This window comes from Chitinophaga sp. CF118 (assembly GCF_900112615.1).
Classification (GTDB): domain Bacteria; phylum Bacteroidota; class Bacteroidia; order Chitinophagales; family Chitinophagaceae; genus Chitinophaga.
On sequence record NZ_FOMK01000006.1, the window covers coordinates 221586 to 247054 of the forward strand.

Annotated in this window: 23 protein-coding genes; 13 read left to right on the forward strand and 10 right to left on the reverse strand. The window is 39.6% G+C overall.

What is annotated here, in order from left to right:
- Positions 1-5: 5 nt before the first annotated feature.
- From BM176_RS23045 to preA, 6 genes are read left to right on the forward strand one after another with little or no spacing between them, the layout of a single operon-like run.
- Positions 6-1346 (forward strand): aminotransferase class III-fold pyridoxal phosphate-dependent enzyme, encoded by a 1341-nt coding sequence (locus tag BM176_RS23045; RefSeq protein ID WP_090106695.1) that lies wholly within the window; start codon positions 6-8, stop codon positions 1344-1346.
- Between the two features lie 11 nt (positions 1347-1357).
- Entirely contained in the window at positions 1358-2803 is a 1446-nt protein-coding gene (locus tag BM176_RS23050; RefSeq protein ID WP_090106696.1) for an NCS1 family nucleobase:cation symporter-1, read from the forward strand.
- A complete protein-coding gene (gene hydA, locus BM176_RS23055; RefSeq protein ID WP_090106697.1) occupies positions 2787-4169 on the forward strand; it encodes a dihydropyrimidinase in 1383 nt (460 codons plus the stop codon). The genes BM176_RS23050 and hydA overlap by 17 nt, the downstream gene beginning before the upstream one ends.
- Positions 4170-4186: 17 nt before the next feature.
- Positions 4187-5053: a nitrilase-related carbon-nitrogen hydrolase gene (locus tag BM176_RS23060; RefSeq protein ID WP_177230504.1), complete on the forward strand. Its 867-nt coding sequence runs from the start codon at positions 4187-4189 to the stop codon at positions 5051-5053.
- 9 nt (positions 5054-5062) lie between these two features.
- Positions 5063-6385: an NAD(P)-dependent oxidoreductase gene (locus tag BM176_RS23065; RefSeq protein WP_090106699.1), complete on the forward strand. Its 1323-nt coding sequence runs from the start codon at positions 5063-5065 to the stop codon at positions 6383-6385.
- A gap of 9 nt (positions 6386-6394) precedes the next feature.
- Positions 6395-7663, forward strand: coding sequence for an NAD-dependent dihydropyrimidine dehydrogenase subunit PreA (gene preA / locus BM176_RS23070; protein ID WP_090106700.1), 1269 nt, complete (start codon positions 6395-6397; stop codon positions 7661-7663).
- Here the strand turns inward: preA and BM176_RS23075 are convergent.
- The 3 genes from BM176_RS23075 to BM176_RS23085 form a co-directional block, all read right to left on the reverse strand.
- Entirely contained in the window at positions 7660-8235 is a 576-nt protein-coding gene (locus tag BM176_RS23075) for a hypothetical protein (RefSeq protein WP_090106701.1), read from the reverse strand. The two genes, preA and BM176_RS23075, sit on opposite strands and share 4 nt — an antisense overlap.
- 198 nt (positions 8236-8433) lie before the next feature.
- Complete coding sequence (locus BM176_RS23080) at positions 8434-9540, reverse strand: FecR domain-containing protein (RefSeq protein ID WP_090106702.1); 1107 nt, start codon at positions 9538-9540, stop codon at positions 8434-8436.
- A 57-nt stretch (positions 9541-9597) separates the two neighbouring features.
- Positions 9598-10143 (reverse strand): RNA polymerase sigma factor, encoded by a 546-nt coding sequence (locus BM176_RS23085; RefSeq protein ID WP_090106703.1) that lies wholly within the window; start codon positions 10141-10143, stop codon positions 9598-9600.
- Between the two features lie 351 nt (positions 10144-10494).
- Between BM176_RS23085 and BM176_RS23090 the strand changes: the two genes are divergently transcribed.
- Together BM176_RS23090 and BM176_RS23095 are read left to right on the forward strand one after the other, a co-directional pair.
- On the forward strand, positions 10495-13824 hold the full coding sequence (locus BM176_RS23090) for a SusC/RagA family TonB-linked outer membrane protein (protein ID WP_090106704.1): 3330 nt from the start codon (positions 10495-10497) through the stop codon (positions 13822-13824).
- Positions 13825-13874: 50 nt separating this feature from the next.
- Positions 13875-15275: a RagB/SusD family nutrient uptake outer membrane protein gene (locus BM176_RS23095; protein ID WP_090106705.1), complete on the forward strand. Its 1401-nt coding sequence runs from the start codon at positions 13875-13877 to the stop codon at positions 15273-15275.
- Between the two features lie 70 nt (positions 15276-15345).
- On the opposite strand, the gene BM176_RS23100 is transcribed toward BM176_RS23095, so the two are convergent.
- The 3 genes from BM176_RS23100 to BM176_RS23110 form a co-directional block, all read right to left on the reverse strand.
- Positions 15346-15582, reverse strand: a complete 237-nt coding sequence (locus tag BM176_RS23100; RefSeq protein ID WP_143097889.1) for a hypothetical protein — start codon at positions 15580-15582, stop codon at positions 15346-15348.
- Positions 15583-15664: 82 nt separating this feature from the next.
- Positions 15665-16093, reverse strand: a complete 429-nt coding sequence (locus BM176_RS23105; RefSeq protein ID WP_143097890.1) for a MauE/DoxX family redox-associated membrane protein — start codon at positions 16091-16093, stop codon at positions 15665-15667.
- A gap of 11 nt (positions 16094-16104) precedes the next feature.
- Positions 16105-17451 (reverse strand): serine/threonine protein kinase, encoded by a 1347-nt coding sequence (locus tag BM176_RS23110; protein ID WP_090106708.1) that lies wholly within the window; start codon positions 17449-17451, stop codon positions 16105-16107.
- A 477-nt stretch (positions 17452-17928) separates the two neighbouring features.
- Between BM176_RS23110 and BM176_RS23115 the strand changes: the two genes are divergently transcribed.
- The 3 genes from BM176_RS23115 to BM176_RS33160 all read left to right on the forward strand — a co-directional run bounded on the left by BM176_RS23115 (position 17929) and on the right by BM176_RS33160 (position 20813).
- On the forward strand, positions 17929-18783 hold the full coding sequence (locus BM176_RS23115) for a hypothetical protein (RefSeq protein ID WP_090106709.1): 855 nt from the start codon (positions 17929-17931) through the stop codon (positions 18781-18783).
- A gap of 240 nt (positions 18784-19023) precedes the next feature.
- Positions 19024-20556: an ATP-binding protein gene (locus BM176_RS23120; RefSeq protein WP_090106710.1), complete on the forward strand. Its 1533-nt coding sequence runs from the start codon at positions 19024-19026 to the stop codon at positions 20554-20556.
- Between the two features lie 143 nt (positions 20557-20699).
- Positions 20700-20813, forward strand: a complete 114-nt coding sequence (locus BM176_RS33160) for a hypothetical protein (protein WP_369823754.1) — start codon at positions 20700-20702, stop codon at positions 20811-20813.
- On the opposite strand, the gene BM176_RS23130 is transcribed toward BM176_RS33160, so the two are convergent.
- The 3 genes from BM176_RS23130 to BM176_RS23140 all read right to left on the reverse strand — a co-directional run bounded on the left by BM176_RS23130 (position 20797) and on the right by BM176_RS23140 (position 22811).
- A complete protein-coding gene (locus tag BM176_RS23130) occupies positions 20797-21213 on the reverse strand; it encodes a DUF3805 domain-containing protein (RefSeq protein ID WP_090106712.1) in 417 nt (138 codons plus the stop codon). The two genes, BM176_RS33160 and BM176_RS23130, sit on opposite strands and share 17 nt — an antisense overlap.
- Before the next feature lie 186 nt (positions 21214-21399).
- Complete coding sequence (locus BM176_RS23135; protein ID WP_090106713.1) at positions 21400-21819, reverse strand: energy transducer TonB; 420 nt, start codon at positions 21817-21819, stop codon at positions 21400-21402.
- Positions 21816-22811, reverse strand: a complete 996-nt coding sequence (locus tag BM176_RS23140) for a hypothetical protein (RefSeq protein ID WP_090106714.1) — start codon at positions 22809-22811, stop codon at positions 21816-21818. Before BM176_RS23140 ends, BM176_RS23135 begins: the two co-directional genes overlap by 4 nt.
- A 380-nt stretch (positions 22812-23191) precedes the next feature.
- Between BM176_RS23140 and BM176_RS23145 the strand changes: the two genes are divergently transcribed.
- On the forward strand, positions 23192-23671 hold the full coding sequence (locus BM176_RS23145; RefSeq protein ID WP_090106715.1) for a hypothetical protein: 480 nt from the start codon (positions 23192-23194) through the stop codon (positions 23669-23671).
- 329 nt (positions 23672-24000) lie between these two features.
- Entirely contained in the window at positions 24001-24159 is a 159-nt protein-coding gene (locus BM176_RS33165; protein WP_369823751.1) for a DinB family protein, read from the forward strand.
- On the opposite strand, the gene BM176_RS23155 is transcribed toward BM176_RS33165, so the two are convergent.
- Positions 24124-25305, reverse strand: a complete 1182-nt coding sequence (locus tag BM176_RS23155) for an SDR family oxidoreductase (protein ID WP_090106716.1) — start codon at positions 25303-25305, stop codon at positions 24124-24126. The two genes, BM176_RS33165 and BM176_RS23155, sit on opposite strands and share 36 nt — an antisense overlap.
- Positions 25306-25469: the final 164 nt, after the last annotated feature.

Here is a 25469-nt window from a genome sequence, read left to right on the forward strand (position 1 = left end):
TTAATATGCCCGAAACCACCGCACAGGAGATCATACAGGATAACCTGGATTATACCCTGTTTTCATGGAGTAAACAGAAAGGTATTGCCCCCATTGCCGTAAAACATGCTGCTGGGGTTTATCTGTATGATTATGATGATAAACGTTATATAGATTTCTCGTCAGGACTGATCAATGTTAATATAGGACATGGTAATCAGCGTGTAACGGAAGCCGTAATGAAACAAATGCAGGAGGTTAGTTATGTTACCCCCGGATGTGTTACAGAGGCTCGTGGTGCTTTGGGTAAAAAGTTAGCTGAAATTACTCCCGGCAATCTGCAGAAAACATTATTCACGGTATGTGGTGCCAGCGCTATTGAAAATGCTATCAAACTGGCCCGCTTATACACCGGCCGGCATAAAATAATTACCCGTTACCGTGCCTTTCATGGTGCTTCCTATGCTGCTATGACTGCTGGCGGAGATCCCCGCAAACTGGCGCTGGATGCTCAGCAGGTTCCTAACATTGTGCACGTGGAAGATCCTTATTGTTACCGCTGCCCCTGGGGGAAAGAAATTACTTCCTGCCAACGGGAATGCGTAAGCCATGTGGAAAGAATCCTTGAATTCGAAGGACCTGAAAACGTGGCGGCTATTTTGATGGAAGGAGAAAGTGGTACCTCCGGATGTATTAAATATCCTCCGGATTATCTGCAAAAAATCAGAGCACTCTGCGATAAATATGGTATCCTTTTAATTGCTGATGAGGTAATGAGCGGTTTTGGCCGGACAGGTAAATGGTTTGCCTGTGATGTACATGGGGTAGTGCCTGATATGATTGCAACTGCTAAAGGGATTACTGCTGGTTATCTGCCTCTCGGTGCGCTTATTGTGAGCGATACTATTGCTAAACATTTTGATGATAAGGTATTGTGGCTGGGATTAACTTATTCTGCTCATCCGGTTGCCTGCGCTGCTGGCGTGGAAGTATTAAAGATTTATGAAGATGAACACCTGATTGAAAATGCGGTTGCTATGGGAAATTATATAGACCAACGGGTGGAAGAAATGAAACAGCGGCATCCCTCTATCGGCGATTTCAGAAACACCGGTTTGCTGGGATGTATAGAGCTGGTTAAAAACCGGATCTCCAAAGAGCCTATGGCGCCATTTAATGCGAAACCCGAAGAGATGACGATTATGAACCAGGTGGCAGGTAAACTAAAACAATTGGGCATGTATGCTTTTGTGCGCTGGAATTATGTTTTTATCGCGCCTCCACTAAGTATTACAAAAGAACAGGTGGATGAAGGGCTGGCGATAATTGATGAGGCGCTGATGATTGCTGATGAATATGTAATTTAAAAACTTCCAATATGGCTGGATTATTTAGCGAAGATCTTGCGCCGGTACCTGCTTCCAAAAGAACCTGGAATACCTGGAACTACGCGGCTTTATGGATCAGCATGAGTTTATGCATTCCTACCTATATGCTGGCGAGTTCATTGATAGAGGGTGGAATGAACTGGTGGCAGGCCATTCTCACTATCTTCGCAGGTAATACCGTGGTGCTGATCCCTATGATATTAAATGGTCATGCCGGGGCTAAATATGGTATTCCGTTTCCTGTATTTGCACGGGCCAGCTTTGGTACAAAAGGGGCCAATATTCCGGCTATGCTCCGCGCGATTGTTGCCTGTGGATGGTTTGGTATTCAAACATGGATTGGCGGATTTGCGCTTTTCCAGATGTTCCGGTTATGGATCCCTTCTCTGGAAACACTGCCTCCTGTTTTTCCTCCGTCATTCAGTTTACCTACAGGGCCGGCTATTTGTTTTCTGTTATTCTGGTTCCTGAATATGTATGTGGTATACCTGGGCATCAACAGTATTAAAAAACTGCTGGTGTTTAAAGCAATTTTCCTTCCCATTGCGGCACTGGCATTATTATACTGGGCTATTACTGCCGTGAAAGGCGGACTGGGCCCCATTCTTACTCAGCCGTCAAAATTTCAGTCACCTGCTGCTTTCTGGGCTTTCTTTATTCCAGGATTAACAGCTATGGTGGGTTTCTGGGCTACACTCTCTTTAAACATTCCTGATTTTACCAGATACGCTGTTAACCAGCGGGCACAGATAAAAGGACAGGCTCTAGGTCTGCCTACTTCTATGACTTTATTTTCATTTATTGGTGTAGTGGTTACTTCCGCTACAACTATCGTCTATGGTTCTACGATCTGGGATCCCGTTGTACTGGCGGGAAAATTTGATAGTAAAATTCTGGTGAGTATTGCTATGATTGCAGTGGCTGTATCAACGCTGGCAACAAACATCGCTGCGAATATCGTGAGCCCTGCTAATGATTTTGCAAATCTCTCTCCTTCAAAGATCAACTTTCGTACCGGTGGATATATCACCGGCATTATTGGTATTCTCATTTTCCCCTGGAAACTGGTGGCCGATCCTACGGGTTATATCTTTACATGGTTAGTGGGTTATTCCAGCTTACTGGGTCCTGTTGGCGGTATCATGATCGCTGATTATTACCTGATCCGCAAACAACAGCTGGATGTTGATGAATTGTATAATCCTACTGGTATTTATGGTGGCTTTAACCGCTATGCACTAATAACACTGATATTGGGAATCCTTCCCAATATCCCCGGTTTCCTGACTATTATCGGAGTAATACCTGCTGGTACTTTGCCTCAATGGATTACCGGAATATACAGTTATGCCTGGTTCGTGGGCTTCTTTATCTCCGGGATCAGTTATTTTATCATCATGCGTTCTTATAAAATCAATTATGTCATTGCTAATTAAAAATGGTAGAGTCATTACTGCTACAGACGATTACATTGCTGATATCCTGATAGAGGGAGAAGTAATAACTGCAATCGGTAAAAACCTTACGCAACAGGCAGGGCAGGTAATAGATGCATCTGGTATGCTGGTAATGCCCGGTGGTATTGATCCGCATGTTCACCTGGATATGCCTTTCATGGGTACCTTTTCCAGCGATACTCACGAATCTGGTACACGTGCTGCTTTACATGGCGGTACTACTACAGTGATTGATTTTGTATTGCAGAAACAGGGACATTCTTTGAAAGAAGCGCTTAATGAATGGAATGGCAGGGCACGTGGAACTGCTGTGGGCGATTACAGTTTTCACATGGCGGTGACTGATTTCAATGAACATACTAAAGGAGAAATAAGAGAAATGGTTGAAGAGGAAGGTATCACTTCTTTCAAAACATTTATGGCGTATAAAGGTGCGCTGATGATTGACGACCGCCAGATGACTGCTTTAATGCAGGAGGTAAAACGTCAGGGCGGACTGGTTACCGTACATGCAACCAATGGAGATATGATTGATTATCTCGTGGCGCAGAATAAAGCGGAAGGAAAACTTTCACCACTCTACCATTATCTTTCCCAACCGGAAGTTACAGAGGCTGAAGCATCGGGCCGCTTTACGGATATTGCTAATTATACAGGATGTCCCGGTTATATTGTACACCTTACCTGCGAGGGTGCATTAAATGCTGTGCGTAATGCTACAAAGAGAAACCAGAAAGTATTTGTGGAAACCTGTATTCAATATCTGCTGCTGGATGCTTCTTATTATGATAAAGGTTTTGAGAGTGCTAAATGGGTAATGAGCCCTCCTTTGCGTGAAAAGAAAGATCAGGAAACATTATGGGCCGGTATTAACCAGGGACTGGTAAATGTGGTGGCGACAGACCATTGTCCTTTTATGTGGAAACAAAAAGAAATGGGGAAAGATGATTTTTCTAAAATTCCTAATGGTCATCCTGCTATAGAGAACCGGATGGAATTATTATATAGTGAGGGTGTACATAAAAAGAAAATTACACTGAATAAATATGTGGAGATAGCCTGTACCAATCCTGCTAAGATCTTTGGAATGTTTCCGCGTAAAGGGACTATTGCTATTGGGAGCGATGCTGATATCATCATTTTTGATCCTGCCCAGAAACATTCTCTTTCTGCATCTACGCATCATATGAACGTGGATTATTCTGCTTATGAAGGATGGGAAATAAATGGAAAAGTAAAAACAGTTTTATTAAGAGGAAAAGTTGCTGTGGATAATGGAGAATGTATGGTGCCTAAAGGTTATGGGCAATTCATTAAACGTAAAAAAACAAGTGCCATTATTTAAACGCTAAAATAATCATCATGTCGCGTATTATTAAATCAGGATTAATTCAAATGAGCTTGCCTAAAACAGAAGGCGAAGGAACTATTGAGGAAATCAAAGAGGCGATGTTTCAAAAACATATTCCGCTGATAGAAGAGGCAGGGGAAAAAGGAGTGCAGATCCTGTGTTTGCAGGAAATTTTCAATACTCCATATTTTTGTCCGGGACAAGACAGTGCCTGGTATCAGTCGGCCGAAAGTGTGCCTGGGCCTACTACAGAAAGGATAGCTGCTTATGCTGCAAAATACAACATGGTGATCATTGTGCCGGTGTATGAAAAAGAACAGGCCGGTGTGTTATATAATACTGCTGCTATTATTGATGCTGATGGTACTTACCTTGGCAAGTACCGTAAAAATCATATTCCGCATACCTCCGGCTTCTGGGAAAAATTCTTCTTTAAGCCTGGTAACTTAGGTTATCCTGTATTCCAGACCCGGTATGCAAAAGTGGGTATTTATATCTGTTACGATCGTCATTTCCCTGATGGAGCCAGGTGCCTGGGATTAAATGGTGCTGAAATCGTATACAATCCATCTGCTACGGTAGCCGGATTATCGCAATACTTGTGGAAGCTGGAGCAACCTGCTCATGCTGCTGCCAATGGTTATTTTATGGGATGCATTAACCGCGTGGGAGTGGAGAAGCCCTGGAACCTGGGTAAATTTTATGGGTCCTCTTATTTTGTAGATCCACGTGGACAAATATTCGCAAGCGCTTCAGAAGATAAGGATGAATTATTAATAGCATCATTTGACCTGGGGATGATTGAAGAAGTAAGAAGTGTATGGCAGTTCTTCAGAGACAGAAGGCCGGAAACTTATGGGAAAATAACCGAACTATAAATTACTATTATGCCGCTACGCAATAACAGATTAACTGATGATGAATACAAACAGCAATTCGGCGATATACATCCGCCGTTTGAATCGCACAGTGCTGCTTTGGTAGAAGCCAATCGTTGCCTGTTTTGCTATGATGCGCCTTGTACAAAAAGTTGTCCTACCAGTATTAACGTGCCTAAGTTTATTAAGCAGATCACAACAGATAATATGAAAGGTGCTGCTTATACAATTCTGACAGCTAATATTATGGGTGGCGGTTGTTCCAGGGTTTGCCCGGTAGAGAAATTATGTGAGGGTGCCTGTGTGTTCAATCTGATGGAGGAAGAAGCTATCCCTATTGCAAAATTGCAACGTTATGCAACGGACAAAGTAATCCGGGAAAAATGGCCTTTGTTTGAACGGAAACAATCAACAGGTAAAAAGGTTGCCATTGTAGGTGCGGGCCCTGCGGGCCTGAGTTGTGCACATGCGTTATCAAGAGAAGGGGTAGATGTAACAATCTATGAAAAGGAAAGTAAAGGTGGGGGATTAATGACTTACGGGATTGCTGCCTATAAAGTTACGCCGCAGTTTTGTGAGGAAGAGGTAGACTATATTCTTTCTCTTGGAGGTATTGAAATTTTATACAACCAGGAACTGGGAAAGGATATTACCCTGGATACATTGCAAAATAACTATGATGCGGTTTATCTGGCGTTTGGTGTGGGACTGGCACGGCAGCTTGAAATACCTGGGGAACAACTGAGTGGTGTTGTTAATGCTATCAACTTTATTTACGATATCAGAACGAATAATTATCCGGCGATACCCGTGGGAGATATGGTAGCTGTGATTGGTATGGGGATGACAGCCATCGATGCTGCTACACAGGCAAAACGGCTGGGTGCAAAAGAGGTGACCCTGGTATATAGAAGAACACAGCAGGAGATGCCTTGTACTGAGGCGGAGTTGAATATTGCAAAATTAGATGGCTGTAAAATTATCTGGTTGGCTGCGCCTAAAGAGATCCTTGGAGAAAACGGAAAAGTGACGCGGTTGGTGTGTCATGTAATGAAACTGGAAGCCTCTGCTAACGGTCGTCCTACTCCGGTGATCACGGATGAAATCATTACACTGCCGGTTGATATGGTGATCAAAGCTACAGGACAAATGCCATTTGAACAATTGGTGCACAGCAATCATCTGGAGAACGACAAGGGGAAAATAGAAAGTGTCACTAATATTAAAGGAGTGTTTGCCGGCGGAGATTGTGTGAACGGTGGAAAGGAAGTGGTAGATGCTATACAGGCCGGAAAAGAAGGGGCAGAATTAATATTGGAATACCTGTTTTAAACTATTTATATGGCAGATATATCAGCAAATTTTCTCGGTATCAAATCGCCCAATCCATTCTGGCTGGCAAGTGCACCACCTACGGATAAGAAAATAAATGTATTGCGTGCTTTTGAAGCCGGTTGGGGTGGCGTGGTATGGAAAACACTGGGTAGCCAGGTAAAGAATGTATCGTCCCGGTATTCGGCGGTGGATTATAATGGTAGTCGTGTAATGGGATTCAACAATATAGAATTAATCAGTGACCGGCCGCTGGATCTTAATCTGAAGGAGATTAAGGAATGTATAAGATTATTTCCTGACAGGGCGATGATCGTTTCACTGATGGCTGATAATGACCGTCAAAGCTGGCATCAGCTGATCCGGCAGGTAGAAGATACCGGAGCGCATGGCCTGGAATTGAATTTTGGTTGTCCGCACGGGATGACGGAAAGAGGTATGGGAGCTGCAGTAGGACAAGATCCTGAAATTGCCAGGCAGGTGGTGGAATGGGTGATGGAAGCTGCCACCATCCCGGTTATTACCAAACTTACGCCCAATGTACATTCTGTGGTGCCAACGGGCAGAGCTGCGGTAGAAGCGGGCACGCATGCTTTATCATTGATCAATACCATTCAGTCTGTGACTGGTGTGGATCTGGATACTTTTGTGCCTAATCCGAATGTAGGCGGACGCTCTACTTTTGGTGGTTATTGCGGGCCTGCTGTAAAACCTATTGCTTTGAAAATGCTGACGACTATCAGTCAGGATAAAATCACATCCCGGGTTCCGGTATCAGGCATTGGTGGTATCGAGACCTGGAAAGATGCGGTAGAGTTTATGCTGCTGGGTGCGACCACCCTGCAGGTATGTACAGCGGCTATGAAATATGGGTTTCGTATTATTGAAGATATGTGTGATGGATTAAACAACTGGATGGATGAAAAGGGTTTTAAAACGATTAATGATTTTATCGGAAAATCAGTACCTGCTTTAACAAATTGGGAGGAACTTGACATCAACTATCATATTGTTGCCCATATCAACCAGGATAAATGTATTCATTGCGGCTTATGTTTTATTGGCTGTGAGGATGGATCTCATCAGGCTATCAACCTTTCTTATGGCAATCCTTACAACACTTATACTATTAAGGAGGATGAATGTGTAGGGTGTAACTTATGTAAGTTGGTTTGTCCGGTTGATAACTGTATTACAATGACAGAGCAACGGAAAGGGGATGAATACATGAACTGGAAAGACTTTCAGCGGAAAGGGCTACCATTGAATGACCATTAATTATGATTGTCTATGGTTGAAGCCACAAAGTCTTCCTTGATATTATTTATTTTATACTGACGGATGGATCCATATCTGGCATCTTTCTTAAGGTTTTTCCATTCCAGTAGTAACACCTGTTGCCCGTAGTTAACCAATTGTTGAATTGTGTCTTCAATTTTCCATCCGTTGCCCTTTTGCGTGATGGCTGCCAGCCTGATTTCCTGGATATAATCGTATAGTTTTCTATCTATGGGATTCCTGTTATTCAGAAACAATGTAATGAGAGCATATTTATGATCCAGGTCTTTTAATAATTGATGTTTTTCGCTCATGCTTCTATACTTCTCATTAAAGATGGCCTTATTACATTCTAATGCAAGTGATAAATATTCTGCCAGATGCTGGCGCAGATCTTCGATGTACTTCGCCTTCAGAGACGTGATCTGATTTGTATAAGTTCTGCTCCGGAAACTTTTAACAGTAATAATAAGAACTATGATCGAAATGAGAACTGTTGACAGGATTCCTATTAGTTTAATTATCTCACCTGCATCTGAACGCAGGAACTGAACAAGCGGCAACTGTAACATTCAATGCTTTATTTTAGACGATTTAATAAATACCAGCACCATTTACTGGTGGCAGGTTAAAAAAAATGGGGTAACAAACAGAGGGCGAAAGTGTTTAGTTTTTACTAAACTAATAATTAGGTTATAATGAGGAACTATCTCTTTCCCGAGATAAAAAAGAAGGGTCATCACAGGATAGTTTTGCAAGTGGGAAACAAATCATTGCAGATGAATAACCCCATTTTTAGTATAATGAGTAATTTCATTTGTAATAGTTAAGTGATACAGAAAATCTTCAATTGGCTTGTTACGGTCTATTACACCTGTAAACTTTTTGCCAGATGCTGAAGGATCGATCACCAGGTGTATATCAAGATACCTGGGGAGGATCTTCCGGGCAATTTCATCAATCGAAATCCCGGAGAAAGTAAGCATACCGCTTTTCCAGCTCAACACTTCATTCTCATCAAACGGATCCACTTTCAGCGCTGTTCCTGTGTAGGATGCAGCATTGCCTTCCTGAAGAATTATACTGTCTGTACCTGCATTCATTTTTACTTTTCCCTTTACCAGCGACACTTTAACTGTGCCGCTATCGTAAGTATTCACGTTAAATTCAGTACCCAGCACTTGTACATAACTATCAGGTAAATGGACTATAAAAGGATGACTTGCATCCAGGGCAATCTGAAGATATGCCTCTCCTGAAATAGTAATTTCCCTTGTATTACCCTTAAATTTCATGGGAAACTTAAGTTTTGACGCCGCATTCATGGAAACAATTGTACCATCGTCAAGTACAACATTGTAATACTTGCCTGCTGGCACGGTCAATGTTGCTAAAGTTGCTTCTCCATTGGCTCCGGTATATGTCAGCTGTTTATTATTACTATGTAAAACATAACCATTGGCATTAATGTCACATGTTTCACATTCCAGATCAACCTTTTTATCTCCAATTATCAACTCTACATTCTTATCATGCAGCAATGCAATCTGTTCCGGAATTTGCTGTGTATACTGGTAATACGTTAATCCGCCCAGGATACAAATTCCGGTTATACATGCTGCTATAGACCGGTTCCGGATTGTTTTATTTCTTTTCCTGCGGTGAGCGATCTCTAAAAGCTTGCTGCTGCTAGCATGTTTTTCTCTCACAGATGCGGTATTTACAACCGCTAATTCCTTTTTAAGTTGTTCATAACGCTGCCTGATCACAGCGTATTCACTCATTAACCTCTCCAGCTGAGCTTTTTCTTCTGCTGTGATTGATCCCGAAATATCGGCGATAATGAGGTGTTGTATGTCAAGGGCATTGAAATTCATAAATACTGTATTATTTAGACAAACCTAAAAGGCCAAAAGTATGAGAGGGGGCAAAAATTATTTTGAACGCAGTTTTTCGCGTATATTTTTGATGGAGGTATAAATCTGTGTTTTTATAGTATTTACCGAGAGCCCGGTAATTTCAGCTACTTCTTTATGGGATCTTTTTTCCCAGTAAACCATTTCTATAGAACGGCGACTCATTTCGGGGAGTTCTTTTATTGCATCGTTAAGGGCATCCTGCCATTCTTCAGTTGTAGATGTGGATGGTGGTTCAATAGTGCCAGCCTCCTCCGAATACCGCCTGTTGCGCTTTTTATTTTTTTGGTTGTGATTATATTTATTCAGGCTTAGATTGTGGGCTGCCTTTGTGAGGTAAGCAGATAAGGTAGACTCAATATGTATTTTGTTTCTCCTGTTCCAGAAGGTTATAAGTACTTCCTGTGCTACATCTTCGGCCTCAGCATGTTCACGGAGAACAACATAGGCACTCAGGTAAATAGTATGAAAATATTTATCATGTATTTGTGAGAATGCACCTTCATCTCCGGCCTGAATCAGGCGGAATAACTCTAAATCTTCTAGTTTTTGCTTTGGTTGCAATTTCTTTTAATTAAATTACATGACAACAGAAATCTTAGGCCTGACGGTTCGGTGTACCTCATAAGTTGGGGGTGTTAAGTAATGGAATTTATTAGTTAAAAATACTTAATTTTTTGCATCTCAGAATGAACCGTAGGAAATTAAATTCGGACCAGAATCTGTAATGGATTGCAATATTGGGGGAAAGTAGCCCTTCCTGAAAGGGTTTCGGTGATCAATGGAAGTTATCTCATTTAGTTTAATGTTTAAACACGTATGAATTAGTAGCACTCTTTATGAATCGGAACCGTCATATATCTTGATCACATTATCTAACCTCACCAAAACAAACAGTATCCTTACCTGAATACTATGCAAAAGACACAAAAAACGCTCAGTACTCTCTATGGGGTACTACTCATGCTGTTTTTTTTGAATGTAAGTACAATAACGAAGGCACAGAAAAATGAGCTGGGCGTGTATTCGCGCGTCAGCTTGTCAGAAGATAGTCAACCGCTGCAACTTATTTTTAAGCGGATCAAAAAACAATCGGGTCTTTATTTTACATTTTCGGATAAACAGCTTGATGTAAAGGAACGATACACTATTCACGTTAAGAATGAAACTGTTCAGAATGTATTGTATGAACTGCTGGGTGAAAAGTTCAAATGGGTGGCAGATGGAAAGATCATTACATTTTTCAAAGTATCTGAAACTCCGCTTCAACCAGAGAGTAGTACTGATCTGTCAACAATTAAAGGCACTGTTACAGACAACTCCAATAATCCTCTTTTGGGTGCTAACGTCAGACTGTATAAGACAGACCTTGGCAGCAGCACGGATGCACTGGGGCATTTCAGCATAACAACCAAAATTAAGAAAGCGGTACTGATCATTACTTATACTGGGTATGTTCAACAGGAGATATCGGCCAGCCCGGACGATTCTATCCGGATACGGTTAGTCCCTTCCAATACCCGTTTAGATGAGGCTGTTGTGATGGCTTATGGAATCACCTCAAAGCGGTTGAATACGGGAAGTATCAGTAAAGTGTCAGGAAATGAGATTAGTCATCAGCCGGTCACCAGTTTTCTGTCTGCTTTACAGGGCCGGATTACCGGATTAGTCGTTACCCAATCCAGCGGAATAGCTGGTACCAGTTTTTCAACGCAGGTCCGTGGACGGAATTCACTGATTAATGCTTCCGAGCCTTTGTATATTATTGATGGAGTACCCATTACGCCAATTAGTAAGAAGATAGACATACTTGTTTCTATTGCATCTCAGAATTATGATGAAGGTGGAATCAGTCCTTTTAATGGTATTAATCCTGCTGATATTGAGAGTATAGAAGTATTGAAAGATGCTGATGCCACTGCTATTTATGGCAGCCGTGGTGCAAATTGTGTAATACTGATTACTACAAAACGTGGAAAGGAGGGGAAGGCCATTAGTCAGGTAAGTGTTTCTACAGGTATCGGCAAGGTGGCTCACATGGAGCCTTTGCTTTCTACGCCGGAATACCTGGAAATGAGGAAAGAGGCTTTGGCTAATGATGGCATCACTCCAAACGATGTGTTGGGTAGCGTTGGTTATGCACCTGATCTGAAAGTCTGGGACCAGAAAAGGTATGTAAACTGGCAGAAATTCTTAATGGGAGGAACTGCCTATACTACGGATGCAAATTTTAATATTTCAGGAGGTAATGCCAATACACAATTTTTCGGAAGTACAAGTGCTCATCATGAATCGTCCGTATTTCCGTCAGAATCAGATGTTGGTTATAAGAGAGGAACATTCGACTTTATGCTTAATCATAAGTCAACTGATAAACATTTTACTGTTGATTTTAACGGTAAGTATTCCCTTGATAACAACCGGTTGTATAACGCCGTTTTAGCCAGTATTTTGTTGCCTCCAAATGCGCCGGATTTGCATGATGTATCGGGGCATCTTAATTGGGCAGAAAATGGGGCATATTTTAATAATCCGCTGGCAGAATTTTTGAAGAAGTACGATATCAAAACATACAATGCATTAGCCAGTTTAAAACTGGGTTACCGGATATTTGAGGGATTGACTTTTCGTTCCAGTTTCGGTTATAACAGGTTAACTACAAAAGAGAATTCGCAGAATCCGTTATCCGCACAGAATCCTTTTACTACTTCTGATAAAACAAGTTCAGCTAGTTTTGCTTCCGGTAACTTTGAAAGTTATATTATTGAACCACAACTGGATTATTTCAGATTATTCCCATTTGGGAAAGTCTCCTTCCTGGTAGGCGCGTCCTGGCAGTATAGTAAAACCAGTATCAAAAATCTGATGGGAATTGGCTATACTGATGAAGCGCTATTAAATTCACTTGATGCCGCGGCTTCCGTTAATACTATTTCTGATAATCGTGCGAATTATAAGTATGCAGCCATGTTCGGCCGTTTAAACTATAATTATAATGACAGGTACATCGTAAATATATCAGCAAGAAGAGACGGATCAAGTCGTTTCGGGCCAGGTAAAAAATCCAATAACTTTGGCTCTGTAGGGGCCGCATGGATATTTACCAATGAAACATTTGCCAAAGGATTATCAGGCTTCCTGGATTTTGGTAAACTTAGAGGTAGTTATGGTATAACCGGGAATGACCAGATTGGCGATTACCGGTTTTTGAATTTGTGGTCGTCTATATCATTAAGGCCTTATCAGAATATTAATTCTCTTCTGCCCGTTACACTATTTAATCGTGACTTTTCCTGGGAGCGGAATAAGAAGCTGACGGCTGCCCTGGAGTTAGGTACTTTTGATAACCGGCTGTTTGCTTCCGTTACTTATTACAGAAACCGGAGTGATAATCAATTACTCGAATATCCCTTGCCCGCAACTACAGGCTTTCTGACAATTACTAAAAATTGGCCGGCCGTGATCATTAACAGAGGCTGGGAGTTTGAATTAACAGCAGATATTATCAAAAAGCCTCTTACTACCTGGACAATCTCAGCGAATCTAACGGTGCCGTACAATAGGCTGGTAAGTTATCCGGAAATTGAAAATTCATCCTACAGTTCCCGTTATAATGTGGGTTCTTCCGTGAATGTTCTTAAGAGACTCCGTTCATCGGGGGTTGATAAAACAACCGGGCTTTTTACATTCGAAGATGTTAATAAGGATGGTTTATATGATACTAACGACTACCAGGTTGTAGGGAAACAGGACCCTGCATATTATGGTGGTGTTGGTAATTCATTCAGGTTTCGTGCATTTTCACTTGACATCTTTTTAGAGTTTAAGAAACAGACAGTTCCCAATTATTTATTTGCCATCTATTTGAACAATCTTATACCTGGTCTTTTATCCAATCAGGCTACTTCCATACTGGATCGCTGGCAAAAAGAGGGAGACGCTTCCAGTGGCCAGAAATATACAGCCTCTGTGAGCAGTGCGGCATATGCAGCAAAAAGCAATGTTGTTTTTTCTGATGAAGCATATAGTAATGGCGCATACGTGAAACTCAGAAATGTTTCCCTTTCTTATACAATGACGAAGGCAATGGCAGATAAGTTGAGATTGAAACAGGTACGTTTCTATATCCAGGGACAGAACCTGTTTACTTTTACGCGATATAAGGGGTTTGATCCTGAAACGCCATACTACTTTTCGTTGCCACCACTTAGAACGATAAGAACAGGTGTACAGTTCAACTTTTAAAATGAGTCATATAGTCAACCAATAAAAGATAACAATAACAATTCACTGTTATGAAACAATTAGTTAATTATATTTCCTGTGTATTGTTTGTAATGCTCCTGGTAGGTTGTGAAAAATTTACCCATGTGGACGGGCCGCCCAACAAGATTGCGAACGATGAGGTTTTTAAACATGATACCACTGCTATCGCTGCGGTTACAGGAATCTATTCCAGAGCAATGATTGCAACTACCAGTTTTTTAAATGGCGGTATAACGATGAGTGCAGGATTGTCTGCAGACGAGTTTATTTATAATGGCAGTGACCCTACTGCTATAGAGTTTTTTGTCAATTCTATTGAATCTTCAAACTCATTTATAAAAACAAATTTGTGGTATAATGCTTACAGTCTGGTATATCAAACAAATGCCTGCATTGAAGGGCTCAATGCCAGCAAAGGACTGTCATCTGCTACAAAGAACCAGTTGCTGGGAGAATCTCACTTTATCAGGGCGCTCATTTATTTTAACCTTATTAATCTTTTCGGGGATGTTCCACTGGTGCTTAAAACGGATTACGTTACCAATGCCACGCTAGCAAGAAGCAGTACAACCATTATTAAGTCCCAGATGAAAGATGATCTTACTATTGCGATAAATTTACTCAGTCCCGCATATCCTACTATAAACCGGGTGAGGCCTAATAAATGGGCTGCTACAGGTTTACTGGCAAGGATCCATTTATATGGCGGAAACTGGGCTGAAGCAGAGAATGCAGCAAGCCAGGTAATCAATTCCGGTAATTACTTCCTGGAAAAGAATCTGAATAATGTATTTGTATATAACAGCGAAGAAAGTATTTTTCAATTCATGCCTGTATCAACCGGTTACAATACCACGGAAGGAAATATGTTTGTTCCCACAGCTGGCAGTTCTACTATCCCTTTGTATTCTTTTTCCGGTTATCAGTTGAATGCATTTGAACCGGGTGATAAACGATTGTCCAGCTGGATTAATAATAAAACGGTCGGTGGGGTGCAATACACTTATCCTTATAAGTATAAACTGAAGGCTGACTTTGACCCAAACTATGTACCTACAGAATACTATATAGTGCTTAGGCTAGCCGAACAATACCTTATCCGGTCAGAAGCCAGGGCAAACCAGGAAAATCTTACAGGGGCTGTACAGGATCTTGACAGTATCCGCAGCAGAGCAGGATTGCCATTGGTATCCATCAAGAATCCATCTATCAGTAAAGAGGAGTTGCTGGTAGCTATACAAAAGGAACGTCAAACGGAGCTGTTTGCCGAATGGGGACATCGCTGGTTCGATCTAAAAAGAACACAGGAGGCAGATGCAATACTGAAAAACAGAAAGCAGGGTTGGAATGTTACCGATACACTTTATCCTATTCCCAGCAGTGAACGGGCGTTAAATAAAAATCTTACACAGAATCCAGGGTATAATTAGTATTGTATAAAGAAGAGTGTATGAGGGATTTTAATGCCCTTCATACGCTCTTCCTGTTTTAAACGGGAAACTATTGCGCTTTATAAACAATCAAGGTCGGGTGGTCCTGAGCATTCAAGCAGAATACTGCATCCCCGGGGCATTCCTGCTCGGCCTGGGCGGTAGTAGCAATGATAAAGGGGTTACCGTTCTTATCCAGCCAGGTATGTAATGCTGCATGCTCAGGTATTTTTACCCTTGTAGCGTAAGCCCCACCTACTCCAACGAGCGCAGCAATCGCTGCGAGTGCGAATTTCATTCTTGACATAACATTAAATTTTAGGTTACTGATAAAGATTCACTGCCAGTTTAATGAAGATTGTAAGCTGCAGCTTACTCCAGCCTGTATATTACTCATGCTTATATTTTTTATTTTTCATCAACAGAATTGCTACTATTCCTGCACATACAAAGAACAGGTTAAAATAAAGGTGTTCCATCCAGGTCAGCTCAGTGATGGCTCCTCCACAGGCACAGGGAATTTTTCCAAAGTAATTTAGCTGGATCAGGATAATATAACCTGTGAATAAGATCATCATTCCCGTAGCAATCTTAAGACCAATGTTGCGGGTCCTGTCAATCATCATGAGCAGGGACACAAGTACTTCTGAAATAGGGATACCCCATACCAGTAGTGGTATATATTTACTATCAAAAGGTTGCCTTTTGATCTGCGAAACAAAAACAGTAAACCCCAGCCATTTACTTACGGCGGCATACGTGAACATGGCAATGAATAAAAAACTGACCGTACTAATGATGATTTCCCTCTTTTTCATGGCGTATTGTATTATATCTTAACAAGATTATCGGTGTTGGTCGGTAGGGTGTCTGCTCCTAATAAATTGATAATGGCTGGCAGGGAGGGTCTCTTCTCCGCTTCAGGATCCATACAGCCGATAATAATATCCAGCAGATGGTTTTCGATACCGGCACTCAACAGCGTGTCATAGATATTCCCGGAAAACTCTTGTCCGCTTTTAGGATTTATTACAATATAGGCAAGTACGGCTCCCAGGGAGAATATGTCTTCGGCAGTAGTGGGCGTTAAACTCATTCTTTGCTGCGGAGACATAAAGCCCGCTGTCCCGAAGCCGAAAGCAGGATGAGGTATTCCGGCAGGCATGTAATAAGCCAGTTCGAAATCAATAATGTGCACGATCTTGTTCCTGATAATGAAATTATTAATCTGAATATCCCTGTGTAGATATCCTGCCTTATGCAGGTTGCTGATAATTGTTATAATCTGCAGAAAATAATCGAGTAATTCATTTCGTGTATGCGCCGGCAAATCTTTCCAGGTGAGATTGCCATGTAGCAGGCTGGTTTTTTGCAGCAGGCTTTCTCCTTCAATATATTCGGTGATCAGATAATAATCATTTCCCTTCCTGCAAAAGTCTATTACACGTGGAACCGGTATTTTGTCCTGCAGGTCTTCCAGTACGGTTTTCTGCCATTGCAGTTTATGAAAGGAACGCCGTTCGGATTTATCAACAAATGATCCTGCACGAGCCTGTTTTATGATACATGGCGTGAAGGAAAATCCTTTCAGGTTTACCCCCAGGTTGATATCACCCTTAGGGCTAAACTTTAATAAGCGGATGGGCACATAATATCTGCCAATTATTCCTTTCCGTTTCCTGATACGATAGGCTTTGGGAATTTTAAACGGCATCTTTGTTTCAGGGCCTTGTGGGGGAGATGCGTAAAGTATTCTCCCAATTCTGAGACAACTGTCTATCAGAATACCTTCGTAGTTTTTTGTTACCAGTTCCAGTTCTTCTGCCAATAATAAAGCCTGTTTAACAGAAGATGGATAAATCATAAAGATCTTCCCCGCATCTTTAACACCTAACCCCTGTCCATTACTGGCATCCACCAGTTTACTATTCTGTAGTAGTTTAAAAGGTACATGATATGCCTGAAGCAGCGGTGCAACTTCATGAATCACTTTTCCTGCATCCTGCGACAATACTGATAGATATAGGATCCAGCCATGAGCCTGTTTGCAATTACCTACTTCCAGCCAGGGATCATCATTACAATAGGTAATACCAAATTTCGACAAGATTTCCCCATAATGCATTACTTCACTGATAGGAAAGGGGAATCCATTAACCACATAGGGAATTGACATAAAAAGTCCTTTAAGGAATTCGTGTTAAATGAATTTCACAGCACGATTGTATGTTTATTATAAGCCGTTGTACTAGATTTTGTTGAGTATGTCCTTACCCATTTATGTTACACTCTCAAAGTTAAAAAAAGACTGCATGATAAAAGTTATTCCCCGTAGAAATAAAAGCTCCCGTTTAATTCAAATGCTCAATAGTAAAAAGTACCCTGCCCACATTCAGGTAATAGAATATGAAATTTATAACAATTTATCCAGAAAAAAAGTTTAGAAGTGTTTTATTTATATAGAGAATAGCAACCCATGAAAATTTTAAAAACAGTATGATTGAATATAATATAAATAAATAACCCAAATTGTAAGAATGTATATTTCTGGATATTGTATTACATATTGAAAATCATTATTTTAGTTAATCATATATAATTTTTTATATTTGTAAGTAAATGCAGTCTTATCTTTACAGCAGAAAATCCCCCTATGAAACAGTTATTATTTTTTATAATGATGATAACCTGTTGGTTACCGTCTTTTGCACAGACGGAAGGATATGTTGAACACAACTTATGGAATGTACAATCTGAAGATACCTTAATGATCTTTGCGGATAAAGCGTATATCCGTCGTGAGCCATCCCTTCAATCAGTAATAACCGATAGTCTTTCCATTGGAAGCAGTGTTATTATTAAGGGAGGTAGTGCAGGTACACCACTTATGATGAAAGGCATTGTAGCCCCCTGGAAACAGGTACATTATGCTGTAGCGGGAAAAGAGAGGAAAGGGTATATCTGGCTTGGATTACTGGCGCTGAAACATTGTACAAAGGATAGTATTGATTTCCTGTACGGAATAGATAAAGTAAGAACAGATGCATCTGATAAAAAGCCTCTTAAATATTGTATCCAGGTAAAAGCTATAGATCAGAAATCCAGATTACTGGATATGAAAGAGTTCCCCGTATCCGGCAGCGTATATGCTACATCGACAGAGGGGAAGTTATTAGGCGATATGGGGCTGGAAAAACTATCTACCATCCTCCGGGTTTCTTTTAGCGGAGATAACGGAGAAGCACGTGGTATTCCTACTGAGTATTATTATTTCGGCTGGACTGGTAGCAAATTTCTATTGTTACCTGGTAAGTCGGTAGTGAGTGAAGGGGGCATCGTCTACTATGGGGATACACTGTTATATCCAAAGGAAACCGGCGGAGAGCCAGGGAAAATCATAAAACTCACTATGGATGGTGAGGTATGCGATGATGGCAAAACGATTGTCAAAAAAAGCAACTCCAAAGAAATTTATGTTTGGGATGGGCAGAAAGCAGTGAAACAATAACCCCCGCTATATTGCCATTGTACTGCCCTGCGTCAAATTCAAAGTAATTGGTGCTATCTGCCTGGAGCTTATGGTAATAATATATCATATTTTGGCCCAGGGCAAAAAGTTCGAGGTTGGATGAGTAAGTATCTCTCTAATTGGGTGGTAAAAGGGGAGAAAATCTAACTATGGCCTTCTGCATTGGCTTTCAGAGTGTGGCCGGGAGTTTGTGATAGATTTTATTTTATCTTTGTTTGTATGAGGAAGTATCCAATAGGCTTACAAGATTTCGGGGAAATAAGGAATGGAGGGTTTTTATATATCGATAAAACCCAACTAATCCATAAGCTGATAGAATCAGGGAAGTATTATTTCCTGAGTCGCCCCAGACGTTTTGGTAAATCCCTGTTGTTATCAACCATTAAGGAGATTTTTAAGGGTAATAAAAAGCTATTTGAAGGCCTTTGGATCCACGATCAATGGAATTGGGAACAAATACATCCTGTTATACATTTACGGCTAAGCAGGCTTGATTATCAACAATTTGGATTATATGAGGCGCTGAACATGGAAATGGGTGTTTTGGCAAAAGAGCTGGGCCTGGAACTTGAAGCAAGTCATTTAAAAGGCAGGTTTGAAGAACTAATCCGTAAAGCTTCCGCCAATGGAAGGGTTGTGATACTGATTGATGAATATGATAAGCCGATTACAGACTATCTGGAAGATTTAGAGAGGGTGGAGGAGAATAGATCAGTGTTTAAGAGTTTTTATTCTGTACTCAAGGATGCTGATGAATATATTCGCCTGCTGTTGATTACCGGTGTGGGTAGATTCACTAAGGTGAGTATTTTTTCTGATCTGAATAACCTGAATGATATCACTATACATCGTAATTATGCAACTATAGCTGGTATTACCCAACATGAACTGGAAAGTAACTTTGCAGAAGAGATCATCGAAAGACAACCACTTCAACCGGAATTGTTAAGTAAACTGAAATTTTGGTATAATGGTTATGCCTGGCATGAAGATGCAGAACGGGTATATAATCCATTTTCCGTATTGAAATACATGGATGGTCGTGATTTCAGGAATTACTGGTTTCAAACGGGTACGCCCACCTGGCTGGTAAAACACATGAAAGAAAGCGGAGAATTCGAAATTGAAAATATCCATATAGACGAAATTGCTCTTGGCAATTTAAATATAGAGCACTATTCAACAGTTCCGGTTTTGTTTCAAACTGGATATCTGACGATTAAAGGATATGATGCCTATACCGAATTATATGAGCTGGGATATCCGAATAAAGAGGTAGAGGATAGTTTAAATGATGCGCTGCTGAGTGCATATAGAGAAGTATATCCAGCCAGTAATTCTGTTGCGGTCACTACGGATTTGGGAAAGGCATTGAAAAATAATGATATGCCTCAATTAATCAAAGCGTTGGATGTAATATTGTCTACCATTCCTTATGATCATTGGAGAGCAGAAAGCGAATCTATCTTTCACATTATTGTGCATCTCTCTTTCAAGCGCTTAGGTCTTGATGTAAGAAGCGAAGTGCATAGTGCCACCGGCAGGTGCGATATACTGGTATTTACCGATCAATATATTTTTGCAATAGAACTGAAATTGAATGGTACAGCTGCAAATGCTCTTCATCAGATTTTTGAGAAGGGTTATCTACGTTCTTATCAATTAGACATAAGAAAGAAAATAGCTATCGGCATTAATTTTTCATCTGAGAAACGATCTGTTGAAGAGTTACAAGTGAAGGAAATAGAATAATTACCACTGATCAACTTTTTTCACGTGATAGAAAGTTGACTATTTTACATCATGCCTATTTCTGATATAATCATTTAAATTATGATCCCGGATTTTCAAACAATCAGCCTTTATTGCAAATATTGTCTGATGGTAAAGAATATTTGCTGCGTGATATAATCAATAAAATTTGTGACCAGTTTCATTTAACAGAAGAAGAAAAGTTTGAATTATTACCAAGTGATAATCAATCTAGTAATATCATAGTATCTCAATAGATGCAACTATCTTATCAATCAAATTGCGTTCAATTTCTTTTTTGTCATAATCGCAATTATATGTTATATAAATAACTTTCAGATTTTTAAACTTTAACCAATATTTCCAATAATCTTTCCCATCAGTAGTAAATTCTGACTTCCCATAGGTATTATCTCTAATTTCAGTATTGACTAATTTTACTAATGAATTATAGTCAGAATTAGTCGCAATAAAATCCATTAACTCTGCTTCCATCTTAAAATCATATGTTTCAGGTATTTGATAACTGGAAATGTTTATTGCACCTACCCCATTTTCCTCATCGTATATACCTACTACTCCGTCATCTTCCTGAATCTCATAAGTATCCGGAACATTAAGTGAATAGAAATTTGAATTTGAAATGTATCGTGTCATATGAATCGACGGCAGTTGACTATCTCATATAAGTCACCAATGGCAAAATGAGACAAACTCTGTTGTTTTATATTATTTATGCAAATCTTCGAGGACAATTATCATTCTAGCTAAAGAAAAACAACTGGAGGAATTACCACCAGTTGCCTAAAATATTACTCTGAGCAAATCAGAAACTATTACGATTTATTCTTTTATTTCAAATCTTATTGGAAGATATAGTAATGTCCTGACAGACTTCCCAGCAATTCTACCGGGTTTCCAATTAGGCATGCTATCAATTAATCTTAGAGATTCGACATTGCAAAGTTGACATCCGCTTCGTTCAATTTTTACGTTAGTAAGACGGCCATCTTTTTCAACAGTGAATGAGGTAAGAACTGTTCCAGCAAAGTCTATCTCACCTAAAGGCCATTTAAGATTTTCCTCAATAAATTCTTTCAATTTTTTATTGCCTCCAGGAAATGTAGGGTATACATCCGTGTATAAATATAAATTAGATATCGATGTATCTCTAACTAGTGCCCTACAACTAGGTGTATGCGCATAACTCCTAGTTGTTACTAATAATAAAAGGGAGAGCGCAAGAAATTTCATTGTTGTCATTGTTTAAAATTTTCAGTAGTTTCTTTTATGGAACTTTTTATTTCAGTAGCTAACCTCCTATTTTGCTCCTTCATTTGTTTCACTTGATGTTTGTGAGGAACTCCCATTTTATATAAATAAGCATGTCCATATCCTTCATGGGAGAACACCTGAGCAGCTCCTAATTTACTAAGACCTGAGTTTATTGTTATTTTGACATTTTTGTTTACCGAATTGTATTTTTGGGGCTCTTTCCCAGGAGTTTGAGTAACACCCATATTTCCAGTTTCGCCCGTAGTTGGACTAAATGGTCCACTCAAACTAGGATCGTCTAGTGTAATATCACCCATGGTTTCAGTTTTTACGTTCCCATTTTCATCTTTATAATCAAACTTATTATTTGATTCTACCTCAAACGTCTTAGAATCATTAACTAATGCTTTTAGCTTATTAAAGTTACCACTATTACTCCGCTGTTTATTTATTTGACTTTTATCAATTTTGCCATCCTTATCTAGTTTTACAAATGCCCTATCTACTTTGTTCAAAGTTGCAAGAATCATTTCAAACTCTTTTGACCCCTCCAGAAATTTCATGGAGTTTAGAAGCGTATCCAGATCTGCATTACCACCCAAAGGCAAATTGCCAGGAATCTTATCTTTAAGCCCGGATTTCAGACTGCTAAGCTTACCAAGTGATTCTGTGAAGATGTTTTTGGCAGCAACAGAATCAATTTTGGATAGCTTTTTCTGCATCCTTTTTTCCTGCTTAATTAATCGGTTCAAGGCTTTTTCTGAACGTTCGTTTACCTGCTCTTCTATATGATGGGATTTATGTTGGAGTTGTGAAAGATATTTTTTAGGTAAGGGCCCTGCAATGCTATCCTGTGCATGTGTCAATATTTGTGTCACCCGCTGCTTTTGCAATTGTAAACGTTCAATAGTGCTGTCCTGCGCATTTACATGACTATAATGAATGCCCAATATGATAATGAGGGGTATAAATAGTTTCATTCGGGGAGGGGTAAAAAATTAAGAACTTGAGGTTATATATAATCTGGAACTATTAGCAGAGAAAAACAATAAACAGGTGAAGACACCAGAGAACAACGGGGAATAGGAAAATGGTGCATGATTACAAAATATAGGTTGATAAATATTTACTGTTTGAAAGTAAATGAATGTTCCTTGCAAAAATGTTAACCCGAAGTTATCAATCAAAAAATGCGTAGTTCTACTTATTTTAAATCTGTTGTATGTAAAAATATCTTGGTCTAACCTTCACCTATCCCAACTAAAATCAATCGGGTTATATAATAGACTGGCTCCTTTTTATGTAATTAAAAGATAAACCGAAATAATCCATATTAAAATTGAGTATTTTGCTTTCAATTATGAGCAATAATTATCAAGAATATGCTAAGAAATTTAATCGTCAACTGCATTCAATTAGCGGATTAATCATTTATGATACCACTTATCCAATTCCTCCAAGTGTCGTAATAATACCTTGTGATATAAGACCCGGGCAAGATTTAAATACACTCGTTAGGGAGCAACTTTTGAATAATAAAACTGAAGGTATTCTGGTTTATTTTCAAGGTATAAGATGGATTATGCCTGATTTAGAAGAACCTTTGAAACAATGGACTTTTGTTAATGCTGAAGCTGTCGATGGATACTTTAATAAAGCCTCGCTGAAGATCAGCTATGGTAAAGTAACATATGATAACTCCAATGCAGATTTGGAAGAAGGAGATGATGTAAAACGTCTATTTATCCTTAATGTCTTTGGGACCGATGTAAGATTAAAAATTACTGAATTTCCCAAAGAGGTAGGTCCTGCAAAACTTTTCGAAAAAATTAATTTGTAATAAAATCCAGGAATTAGCGTTGACGTGAAAGTATTGTATCAATAATCAACACTTATAGATTCGGTAAGAAGGCAAGCTACTACAGAAACCTGAATTATGTTCTGCTGCCTTTGTGTTATGGAAGATTCAAGATATGCAATAAATCCTCCCTGAGAATGTTTTTATAAAAGGACATGTATTGGAATTGAAATAAATCAATTTAAATTTACGTTGCCCCATTGGTAAACACGAACCTCAACCATTTTCTGAATTCCCAAAAACTTGAGTGGCTACAGGATATTCAGTCCTTGCCCAGTATATTGGAAGATGCAATTAGAAACTTAGATGAAGTGCAATTGGTTACGCCTTACCGTGATGATGGCTGGACTGTTAAACAGGTAATACACCATCTTGCCGATAGTCATACTAATGCTTACATTCGTTTTAAATTAGGTTTGACAGAAGCTGTAGCGTTATTTTATCCTGTTATCAAGTGCATATTTCAGTAATCTATAAAAATTATCACCGTTAACTTCAGGGCATTCCTGCTGCCCATTCATATCAGGCAGGGTAAAATGCATGGGTGCGGATGATATATACGAGGTAAACAATGCACCTGCCGTTTTGTAATACATGGTTTCAAGCTCATTTAAATCATTTACCGGCTGTTGACTAACCTGCTGCATTCCTTCCATATTGATGGCTTTTAGCATAGCCGGAAGATAAAAATCATGTTTTGTTTCGCTGGAATTTGCCAAATGAAAGCTGTCATCGCCGGTATTATTCATTGTTAACCTGTACATGGTTTTTGCGGCATAATCGGCGGGTACAATATTTAAACCGCTATTTAAGCTATAGGTTACACGACATCTCATAAATGTTGTTTTATTCAGATCATTCTCGTTAAACATCCTTTCTTTGCATCGCAGAAAGAAAAACATCCAGGAATAGAAAACATCAAATTTATTGATGGCGCCTGTCTTTTGTTCTATCAAACGACCACATATAGTAGATGGCCTGAAAAATTTCGTTTTCATCCACGGATGTTGTTGCGAAAATCTCCTCACGGATACTTCGGCCTCCAGCTTTGATAATTCATAAGGGTTCCTGAATTTTTGATTAAAATTAATATAGTCAGGAGCAATTTTTCCGTATGTTTCGCCGCAGCTGTATGCTGAACCGGTATAAATAAAATGATTAACTTTTATTTTTTGTGCCAGTTGAAGCACACGCATGGTTCCATCCACATTCACTGACCATAATTTCTTTTTAACATTCTCAGTGTTTCTGAAATCAGTAAGTGCAGCAATATGAAAGAGGTAATCTATCCTGTGGATATTCAATAAATTTTCATCTGTATGAGACAACAGATCACTATTGCCATCCAGTTCGAAATGAATACAATGAATAATTGAGCGCAGGGTGTTTCGAAGATCGTTATACTCGTTTTTGTCAATGTTTAAATAATCGATTCCATCATTTTCAATCATATCAAAAATCCGGGTGCTGAGGTCATTTTCTTTAGTCGATCTTCCAAGCAGAAAGATCTTTATAGCTGGAAGATCATCAAAATGCTGCTTAATAATTTCAAATAACAGGTTTCTGCCTAAAAGACCTGTAACTCCTGTCAACATGTAGTTTACTGTTGTTTTCATAGGTAATGGTTTATCTGAGGTGATTATATTCTATTGCATTCCCGGGTTGTTGGGAGACGGTTAATTTGCGAACAATGAAATAACGAGTTAAGATTTACGAACAATAATACATTACAAAATCTGCACTGTAAAACAATAATTGAATATCAATATCATTTAGTTAA